Consider the following 10760-nt stretch of genomic DNA (forward strand, 5'->3'; position numbering starts at 1 on the left):
TTTGCTTGTCAGACTATACCTGATTAATTTGTTATTTGGGGAGTCTTAATGGACACTTTGTTGTAGCAATAGTCTAGTATAAGAGACTGTGTGAGTTGCACCGACAACAAAAGATCGAAATCTCTCTTGCTACACCCTGTTTGGCCAGTTCCAAAGTGTCTTAAAAAGACTAAAGTCAGAGCATTCTCGGCTTTGCACTTTAATAGCGGCCTCAACCATTCTCAGAGATTGTTCTCTGCTTGTGAGTCAGATTTTAATGGAAAACTCAAACATTTTTCTGCTTTTTGCACTGGATTTAGTTGCAGAATGTATGGCAGAAAGTGTTTGCACGCTATATGCCATCACTAGATTGTCTGGCATCTTGCACCCCACTACATAGATATTAGGAGCGCAACTACGGGTTTTTTGACTCACAATGGAGATTTTACGATCGGTCTTCTCATTTTAATTAGAAGTTAATGCCGATTTTCCTGCGGTTTGCGAGAAAGCTAAAAATAATAAATATATTTATCAGCATAAAGCTTCTTAATTTACTAAGAGCGCTGAACATATCAGACAGTCTAAATGTTTCCAGGGATTTTGGGAGTTAATTTGGAATTTTTTTGGTTCATTTGTACTAATGGTAATTCGGGATTTTTCAAATCAATATACTCTATTTCGCCAGAATTGAGTTTTGCTGTTATGTGGCGCATTTGAGCTAGTACCTTGATTTGTTCTGATAATTGCGGCCCTGGAGTGCCAAGATGCACGTTTCCTAATTCTGTTTTTAAAATTAAATTCGTTGGATTTTGGCAATCAATTTCCATCACTTTCACCAGGCTTTGACTGATAGCTTGATGAATTTGATTCCAATAGAGGCAGTATTGTTTTGGCAATCCAATAACTCTGAGATTGGGTAATTTTCTGGTGGGGTTGAGTGATGTATATTTTTCTAAGGGTATCCAAACTCCACTTGCATCTAGTAAGCCAATTGTGACTTTTTTGTTACTAGTGCCTTGATTTTGGACTGTTGGTGTTTGAGTCACCGCCACAGGTACTCGTTCTTGGATGTCAACAATCAACCCAGGAGGAAATAGGCGGCGTCTAACGGTGGCATTGGCAATAGTTGGTTGTTGCTTCAAGGAATTGGCGATGGCCGACGGTTCAATTCGCCACAATGACTGGGGGTAAGACAGCACCAATAGCGATCGAGTTGTTTCATCGGACAGTAATTTATTGCCTGATTTCATCACTATTTGCTTAGAAGCTTTGAGCATCCACATTGGTTGGACTGCCACCCACAGCAATCCACTGGCCAAACTGGTAATGGCAATGGTTCGCCAAATCGCCTGAATAATTTTCATCTGCCTTTGCCGACGTAATTTTTTACGGCGCTGGGCTAGATCCGTGCGGGAAACTGATATTATGCCAGCCATTCAAACCCCTTTTTCCTTGCAGTCCAAAATCCTTGACGTATTTGTATCATTAATTAATTTCAGTAAACACTGTCGGCATCTGTTAGCCGTACTCCTCAAGACTTTTTTTATTTTTAGTAACACTTTACAGTAACTAAACAAAAATCGTGGCGCTAGTCATTAGTGGTTATTAAAGTTTCCGGTGTCCATTTTGAACTGACTGTAGTCTTTTTGACAAGTTTTCATCGAACTTTCTTCTCTCAATGATTACGAAATATTAATTGAAATATTTAAAATTTTGTTTTATTGACAAATACAATGTGAAATGATAAGTGAAAATTTACTAGATTTATGTATACATTGCTATAATTAATACCAGTCCTACCTCATGAGCTATACAAACTGAAAATCATCTAGTCTAGTAGTTTTTGCGACTTGTTAACTTTAGGATTAACATTTGTGCTAAGCAAACCAAGAGGACAAAGGCATCAGGGAAAACCCGCGATCTCAAACAGTTTACCTGCCACTTTTTTTCTTTTTGTTCAAGCCAAAGCTAGAGATTGTCAAAACCTCAATAGCAGGTGTAAAAAGGACAGATATGCTTAGCGTTATTAGGGTCAATTAAATCTCTACCATATACTCACAGTTACTCGGTGTAGGCTCGCTAGGAGTACTGTCTATTGCAAGACACTACCAACTTGCAAACTAAGCGTGTGCCTAAATGTAGGCTAGAGATTACTTGTATAAAAAATACAAATTTAATTGCATCTACACACACATCACAAACCCCTTCGAGTAGGGAACTCTTAAGAGGGAACAGGAAACAGCGATCGAAAACTTTAGTTCTGGGTCTAAAGCCCAATTTAAAAAAGACGTTTTTATCAGACGCAAAGCGCGAGGAAAAACGGCGTCCTTGTCATAATCCCACGCTATGGCGTATGGGTTTTCCTGTTTCCTGTTCTCCCAAAACTGTTTTCTCTGAAATAGACCTCAACATACATGAGAATGACATTAAATTTGTCACGTTTTTATAAAGCATGTAATCCTAGCTACACATTAAATGTAAGTAACGTGCTAGATCGGCAGTATTACATAGATTTTGCTGATGTACGTGGTTGCAAGATTGTAGAAGAATTGCAACGGACAATCTGTCGTATTTCCCCTGACGAGCCAACCTGCCAGTTATTTACTGGTCACATTGGCTGCGGTAAATCCACAGAGTTGCAGCGCCTGAAAACAGAACTAGAATTGGCGGGATTTCATGTAGTTTATTTTGAGTCCAGTCAAGATTTAGACATGGCGGATATTGATGTCAGCGATATTTTGCTCAGTGTAGCGCGTCAAGTAAGTATTAGTTTAGAAGGGATTGGTATCAAACTCAAACCTGGTTACTTTAGCAATTTGTTTAAAGAAGTAGGCGATTTTTTGCAAAGTCCCATAGAAATTTCAGCAGAAGCAGAGTTGTCCTTAGGAATTGCTAAAATTACCGCCAAAACCAAAGATAGCAATCAACTGCGTAATCAACTGAGGCAATATCTCGAACCACGCACCAACAGTATTTTGCAAGCGATTAACGAAGAAATTTTAGAAAAAGCTGTTAATCAGCTCAAACTGCGCGGTCAAAAAGGACTGGTAGTGATTGTAGATAACTTAGATCGAGTGGATATGCGTCCCTTAGCATCAGGGCGATCGCAACCAGAGTACCTATTTATCGACCGAGGCGAACAGTTACGCCGACTCAAATGCCACCTAGTTTACACAATTCCCCTAGCACTAATTTTTTCTAATGAGTACGAGACACTGAAAAATCGCTTGGGGGGAGGGATTGCCCCCAAAGTATTACCGATGGTGCTGCTGCGACAAAGAGATGGTAGTGATTATGAACCAGGGATGTCATTGGTACGCCAGTTAGTCTTAGCCAGGGCTTTTCCAGAGGTTCCTTTAGATACAAGACTCTCACTCATTACAGAATTATTCGATAACTCCCAAACCTTGGATCGCTTATGTCGCGTTAGCGGCGGCCACATTCGTAACTTATTGGGTTTACTTTATAGCTGTCTGCAACGACAAGATCCGCCGTTTTCTAGCGACTGCTTAGAAGCTGTGATTAAAGACTACCGTGATGATTTGCTATTAGCTATTGATGAATCCCAATGGCAATTATTGTTTGAAGTAGTACAACAGCAGAGAGTTAAAGGCGAGTCTGACTACCAAAGCTTACTACGAAGCATGTATCTGTTTGAATATCGCGATCCTGTGGGGCGCTGGTTTGGTATCAGTCCAGCCTTAGCAGAAACAGAAAAAGTTTTGGCTTGGCAACAAAACCAATAACACTGGCTTGAAAATAGGGTTGACTGGTGACTAGGGACTGAGCAGCTTTGTCCCTCATCTTCCTCATCCCCCAACGCCCAATGCCCAATGCCCCATACCCAATGACCAAAGAAAATCAACATACTTTGCAAAGACTGATTAGAGCGATCGCCCTTTCTGAGGGTCAATTTGCTTTGATTTTAGTCCGATGTAATTACGGGCAGCTACGGGAGCAAATGTTAGAAAATATTCGCTCCCTGACTCAAGACATCAATATTAGAGAAATCTTTCTCAATCCATCAACTACTTCCTTACACAACACAATAATTTCAGAATTATTTCTGGATAATCCCGTGGTTGTCACAGACTCTTTGCCATCAGCTGTCATGATTTTTGGTATTGAGTCAATTATCGACCTGGAAAACTTACTTACAGGCATCAACCAAGCACGAGATATCTATGCTGCAACTTTTCCATTCCCAGTGGTATTGTGGCTACAAGATGAAGTAGCATCATTGCTTTCCAGATTAGCCCCTGATTTCAAAAGCTGGGCTGCAACCACTATTAAGTTTGAAATGGCAAAAACAGATTTAATTGCTTTGATTAATCAAGAAGCAGAATCTTTATTTGCCAAAGTTTTAGAAGCAGGGGCTAAAACTTTTTTATCAACCGCTTCTCTACATTTAGATCCCAAACCCCAACACCGCCACGAAATAGAATCAGCGCGTAACGATTTGCTGCGCTTGTATGGTATTCAATTAACACCAGGATTAGAAGCGAGTCTAGAGTTTGTTTTAGGGAGAGATAAATATGCTAACGATCAAATTAATGGTGCTTTAGCAAATTATCAAAGAAGCCTAGCATTGTGGCAGAAAGAAACAAGAAGAGTAGCACAGTTGGAAAGTGGCAAAGTCCGGAAAATTAGCGAACAATTACTTTTATCCCCTTCATCCTCTTCATCTCCCACCTTGCGGGAAAATAAAATTACATCTTCCTTACCTTTACTAAAACAAGCAATAGTACTATTTCATCTGGGACTATGTTATCGGCGGATGGCAGACTTAAACCACAGTGCTGATAGTAGCTATTGTCAACATGCTCTTTTATGGTTTAAACAGTGCCTAGAAATATTAGAAGAAGTAGAAAGAGAAGATTTAGTTGCGAAATTTATTTCACCTGTTTGTGAAATGCTACAACGTTTACAAGCTTGGGGTGAATTAAAACAATTAGCTCAAAAATCATTACGTCTACAAAAAATTTATGGAAATGCCTTACAAATTTCTCAAAATTATGGGTTTTTAGCGAATGTAGCGGCTTATGAATCAAATTGGGTATTGGCTCATGAACTAGCAAATACAGCACTTTCTATCTGTGAAGCAGCAACAGAAGTTTCTCAAAGAGAAGAAAGTTGGTATCTTTTATTATTAGCACGTACACAGCGGCATTTAGGCGAGTGGGAAGAAGCGATCGATAACTTGGAATGGGCGAAGGTAGTTTGCGAACTGCAACATCAGCCATCACTTTACATAGAAATTTTAGAAGAATTGCGATCGCTTTACTTTTTTGAGCGTCACGACTATACAGAAGCCTTCAAGCTCAAACGAGAAAAAATTCAAATAGAACATCAATATGGCTTTCGCGCCTTCGTTGGTGCTAGTCAATTACAGCCACAACGCTCTAAAATTAACCCAGTATTAGAAGCTGATAAAATATCGTTTATTCCTGAGGAAGTCGCCCAGGAAATATCTGCTTCTGGACGACAACAGGATGTTAATCGCTTAATTGAAAGAATTGCTCGCGCTGACTACAAACTCACAGTAATTTATGGACAATCCGGTGTTGGAAAGAGTTCAATTCTCAAAGCTGGTTTAGTACCAGCACTCAGAAGAAAAGCCATCGGCGAACGCATTCCCATACCTATTGTTTTATCTGTTTATACTGATTGGTTAACAGTTTTAGTAAGCAGCATTAACCAAGCTTTAGCACACACAGGAATATCCATTAATCTCGACTATACACCTAATATCCTGCTTGAAAATATTCGCTTGGCAACTGAGCGCAATCATACAATAATTCTGATATTCGACCAATTTGAAGAATTTTTCTTTGTTAGCAGTCCTAGCACACAAAGAATAGAATTTTATAAATTTTTTAGTGAGTGTTTAAATATTCCCTATGTCAAAATTATTCTTTCATTGCGAGAAGATTATTTACATTATTTATTAGAATTTGAACGCTTGAGTCAGAAAAATACTACTGAAATATATGACTTAGGAGTCATTAATCAAAATATTCTCGACAAAGATATTCGTTACTATTTAGGAAAATTTTCTCGGCAGGATGCCAAAGCGATAATTTATAGTCTGACTCAACGTTCTCATTATGAATTGAGTGATGAATTAATTAATCGATTAGTAGAAGATTTAACAGGAGAACTAGACGAAGTACATCCAATTGAATTACAAATAGTCGGCGCTCAACTAGAAATAGAAAACATCACCACACTCGCACAATATAAACTTTGCGGAGGCTGGACAAAATTAGTGGAGCGCTGGCTAGGAGAAGTAATCAAAGATTGCGGTCAGGAAAATGAAAAATTAAGTTGGAAATTATTATTTGAATTAACTGATGAAAAAGGCACGCGACCATTAAAAACTAAAGGCGATTTGGCTGCTGCACTAGCTAATAATCAAGATATCGATACAATATCAAGTTTTAACAGAGTTGGCGAACTGATTTTAGAAATATTGGTAGGTTCGGGGCTGGTGTTGCGAGTCAGAGAAGAATTAGGCGATCGCTACCAGCTAGTTCACGATTATTTAGTTGAACCAATTCGCCAAAAAAATAATTATGGAATTGCAGCCGAATTAGAAAAAATCAAGCTAGAAAAAAAGAAAGCAGAGGTAGCTCAAAAACTTAGTCAACAGCAACTCAATTTAATTTTACAAAGACGGTTAAAAGAAGCACGCATAGCAGGCGTAGTGCTGTCAATCATGGGGGGAACAATAGCAGCATTATGGTGGCAAGCTGATATACAGAAAAGAGCAGCAATTAGCCAAACTTTACGAGCTGAACGCAGTGAAACCAACTTAAAAATTAGTGCGATCGCAGCTGCTAGCGAAGCTTTATTTGCTTCTAATAAAGAATTTGATGCCTTATTAGAAAGTTTACGGGCTTGGAGACGACTTGAAAAGGCAGACTTTGTGCAACCAGACACCCGAATGCGGGTAATCACAGCCCTGCAACAAGCGGTTTATGGAGTAACCGAGGTCAACCGCTTAGAAGGGCACACCGATATTGTCTGGGGAATAGCTTTCAGCCCAGATGGCCAGTTACTAGCATCAGGAAGTCGAGATCGGACAGTAAAACTTTGGCGTCCCAATGGAACCTTACTCCAAACCCTCAAAGGTCATAATGACGCGATAACCGCCGTTAGTTTCAGCCCTGATGGGAAAACCCTAGCCTCCGCCAGTCTTGATAAAACAGTGCAAATTTGGCGTCAAAACCCCATTACGGGTGAGTTTTATCCCCAACCATATAAAACTGTAAAAACACATGGAGATTGGGTTTATAGCGTTAATTTCAGTCCTGATGGCGAGTTATTAGCCACCGCCAGTAAGGATGCAACGATCAAACTTTGGCACAAAGACGGTAGCCTCGTAAAAATACTCAGGGGACACGATGGCTGGGTTAACTGGGTAAACTTTAGTCCTGACGGGCAATTCCTCGCCTCAGCAAGTGACGATAAAACAGTAAAAATCTGGCGACGTGATGGTAGCTTGCTTAGAACTTTGCAGGGACATCAACAAGGTGTAACGGTGGTTGCTTTCAGTCCTGACGGGAAATTGTTAGCGTCGGGAGGCCGAGACAAAACAGTAAGACTTTGGCGGCGAGAGGAAAACAACAGTACTGTTAATTTTGTTCTTTACAAAACATTACACCACCATAGCGACACAGTATGGAGTTTAAGCTTTAGTTTTGATGGTCAAAAATTAGCTTCTGGAAGTGAAGACAACACCATAAATCTTTGGAGTATCACTGGCAGCTTACTTAAAACCTTTAAAGGACACAACGATGGCGTTGCTAGTGTAGCTTTCAGTCCCGATAATAAATTGCTGGCTTCGGGAAGTTTTGATAAAAACATCAAACTCTGGAGTTTAGATGCACCAACACCGTCTATTCTCCAAGGGCATAAAAATCGAGTCTTGAGCGTTGCTTGGAGTCCCAATGGCCAGATGCTAGCTTCTGGTAGTAGCGATCGCACCGTCAAACTTTGGCAAAGAGACACCACCAGTGGTGAAGTCAAAACCAGACTTTATAAAACCTTGGTCGGGCATACAGATAAAGTTCCTAGTGTTAGTTTTGACCCTAGAGGTGAAATGCTAGCTTCCGGAAGTTATGACAAAACTGTGAAACTTTGGCGGCTTGACGGTACTTCAATCGCGACTCTCTACGGACATAGTGATAGCGTTATGAGCGTAAATTTCAGCCCAGATGGCGAGTTTTTGGCATCAGCTAGTAAAGATAAAACGATAAAGATTTGGAATCGTCAAGGCAAGTTACTCAAAACCCTAGTGGGGCATCACGGCTGGGTGAATAGTGTGAATTTCAGCCCTGATAATCAGTTTTTAGCCTCTGCCAGCGATGACCAAACAGTAAAACTTTGGCGGCGAGATGGCACGTTACTCAAAACTTTTTCGCCCCATGACAGTTGGGTGTTGAGTGTTAGCTTTAGTCCCACTGATGAATTGCTAGCTTCTGCCAGTTGGGACAACACTGTAAAACTTTGGCGACGGGATGGTACATTGCTAAAAACCTTGTTAAAGGGCTACAGCGATAGCGTCAATGCCGTTTCTTTCAGTCCTAATGGGAAATTACTCGCCGCCGCTAGTTGGGACGGTACAGTGAAACTCTGGAGCCGTGAAGGCAAATTAATCAAAAGCCTCAACGGGCATCACGCTCCAGTATTAAGTGTCAGCTTTAGTCCAGATGGTCAAACACTAGCATCAGCTAGTGATGACAATACGATAATCCTCTGGAATTTAAATCTTCATGACTTAGTTGCTCGCGGCTGCCAGTGGGTGGATGATTACCTCAAACATAACCGCAATATAGAACAGCGCGATCGCCATATTTGTGATGGCATACTCTAGGCAAAGGGGCATAGGGCATTGGTTTTTTACAAATGACTCATGACTCTTGGTGGATTAACTAAAGGAGGGATCGTTCTCCAAAAGCTCAGGGCTATTTCCTTTGGTGTCTTCTTCAGGCAAATTCGCCAAAAAAGCTTGTAATCTCATCCGCTCAATATAAGGCCAGCCTCCCTCAGATTCAATATCTTTCAGCAGTGAGTAGAGTTGGCGACGGTTAACAGGCAAACTCTGTTGAAAAACCCCATCTCGAATTTCTCGGTGTAACTGCTCTAATTTTCGTAGTAAAGACAAAAGAGCTACAGTGTCGCCTTGACAGCTATCAACTGTATCATTAACCACAGTTGCGATCGCTTGCAATTTAGAAAGCAAATTTTCTGAGTCAATAGTTTTGTTGTTGTTCATCCCATCCTTTCCGTGTAAATGAGGTCAACTCAAATTTACCGGAGATTTTTAATTTTCCCTAGTTTGCCAGCTTGATTGATTGGCCTCACTTGACCCAAGCAGACCAACACCCTGTAGAATTTTCCAGAAGTTTTTTCAACTCTTTGTGTCCCCCCGTCCCCGTGTCTTCCACTTTCCACTTCTTCAATCACCACTGAATATAACTAGATTTGTATTTTTGTGAAAAACAATTGCGATCGCTTCTAAAACAGCGCAGTACCGTTTAGCACAGCCTTCACGGGAGCTAGAGGGGATCAGAACATTGTTGCTTGAGACTAGAGTACTTTGATTTTGAGTTAAAAAAAATCGTATGATCTGGCTGATTTACCCATCAAACAATAGGCGTATGTAGTGGCGTCACATACATAACACAGTTCGATGCAGTTTTACAACTTAGATATTAATTTTTGAGATTGAGGTTGACCATGAGGTATCGCGCTTTAATTGTGGCATTCTTGGCTTTATGCCTGGGGCTAATAACTGCTTGTAGTGATGCTCCTACTACTAGTAGTGGTAGGGATGTACTCACTTACGAACAAATTCGAGGCACTGGCTTGGCTAACAAATGCCCTCAACTATCGGAAACAAGTCGTGGTTCTATTCCCCTTGATTCTAGCCAGTCATATACCATCAAAGAACTTTGCTTGGAACCAACTAGTTTCTTCGTCAAAGAAGAACCTGCTAACAAACGCCAAGAAGCAGAATTTGTTGCTGGCAAATTGTTGACTAGATACACTTCCACCATTGACCAGGTACAAGGCGACCTAAAAATCAACTCAGATAATAGCCTGACTTTTGTGGAAACTGATGGTCTTGACTTCCAAGCCATTACCGTGCAACTCCCTGGTGGTGAGCGAGTACCTTTCCTCTTCACCATCAAAAACTTGGTTGCTCAAACCCAACCCAAATTGACCAGTATTAATACCTCCACTGATTTTGAAGGTAGTTTCAAAGTTCCTTCTTACCGTGGTGCTGCTTTCCTAGATCCCAAAGGTCGTGGTGTGGTTAGTGGCTATGATAACGCCGTAGCTCTACCTGCCCAAGCCGATGACGAAGAACTCACCCGTACTAACGTCAAGCGTGCAGAAATTCTCAACGGTAAGATTTCTCTGCAAATAGCCAAGGTGGATAGCGGTAGCGGTGAAATTGCTGGTACTTTCGAGAGCGAACAGCCATCTGATACTGATTTAGGTGCTGGCGAACCTAAAGAAGTTAAGATTCGCGGTATATTCTACGGTCGGGTTGAAACCAAATCATAGCCAAATTCTTTTGAGTTTTGTAACTGATTGGCATTCAGAACTACAATTCTGTCAGCATCAGCTTTCATCACAAGAGTTAACCCCTTACCCCCTTATTTTTTGGAGTAAGTAGGTTTTTACCAAATGGCTATAAATTAACTACAAAAAAGGGCATTTTGCCCTTTTTTTATTAATTGCGTAAATATACATACTCTTTTTTAATT

5 protein-coding genes are annotated in these 10760 nt (G+C 40.6%); 3 read left to right on the plus strand and 2 right to left on the minus strand.

Going from position 1 to position 10760, the window contains the following annotated elements:
• Positions 1 to 560: 560 nt before the first annotated feature.
• Positions 561 to 1415 (minus strand): cell division protein FtsQ/DivIB, encoded by an 855-nt coding sequence (locus GNE10_RS01325; protein ID WP_185563313.1) that lies wholly within the window; start codon positions 1413 to 1415, stop codon positions 561 to 563.
• Positions 1416 to 2393: 978 nt separating this feature from the next.
• Between GNE10_RS01325 and GNE10_RS01330 the strand changes: the two genes are divergently transcribed.
• Positions 2394 to 3725 (plus strand): P-loop NTPase fold protein, encoded by a 1332-nt coding sequence (locus tag GNE10_RS01330; RefSeq protein ID WP_185563314.1) that lies wholly within the window; start codon positions 2394 to 2396, stop codon positions 3723 to 3725.
• Positions 3726 to 3805: 80 nt separating this feature from the next.
• Positions 3806 to 8857, plus strand: a complete 5052-nt coding sequence (locus GNE10_RS01335) for an eIF2A-related protein (protein WP_185563315.1) — start codon at positions 3806 to 3808, stop codon at positions 8855 to 8857.
• 54 nt (positions 8858 to 8911) lie between these two features.
• On the opposite strand, the gene GNE10_RS01340 is transcribed toward GNE10_RS01335, so the two are convergent.
• Positions 8912 to 9259 carry a hypothetical protein gene (locus GNE10_RS01340; protein ID WP_185563316.1) on the minus strand — a complete coding sequence of 116 codons (348 nt, stop codon included), beginning with the start codon at positions 9257 to 9259 and terminating at the stop codon, positions 8912 to 8914.
• 464 nt (positions 9260 to 9723) lie between these two features.
• On the opposite strand from GNE10_RS01340, the gene GNE10_RS01345 reads away from it, so the two are divergent.
• Positions 9724 to 10557 carry a photosystem II manganese-stabilizing polypeptide gene (locus tag GNE10_RS01345; RefSeq protein WP_099067307.1) on the plus strand — a complete coding sequence of 278 codons (834 nt, stop codon included), beginning with the start codon at positions 9724 to 9726 and terminating at the stop codon, positions 10555 to 10557.
• Positions 10558 to 10760: the final 203 nt, after the last annotated feature.

This window comes from Nostoc sp. 2RC (genome assembly GCF_014222165.1).
Lineage (GTDB): Bacteria > Cyanobacteriota > Cyanobacteriia > Cyanobacteriales > Nostocaceae > Nostoc > Nostoc linckia.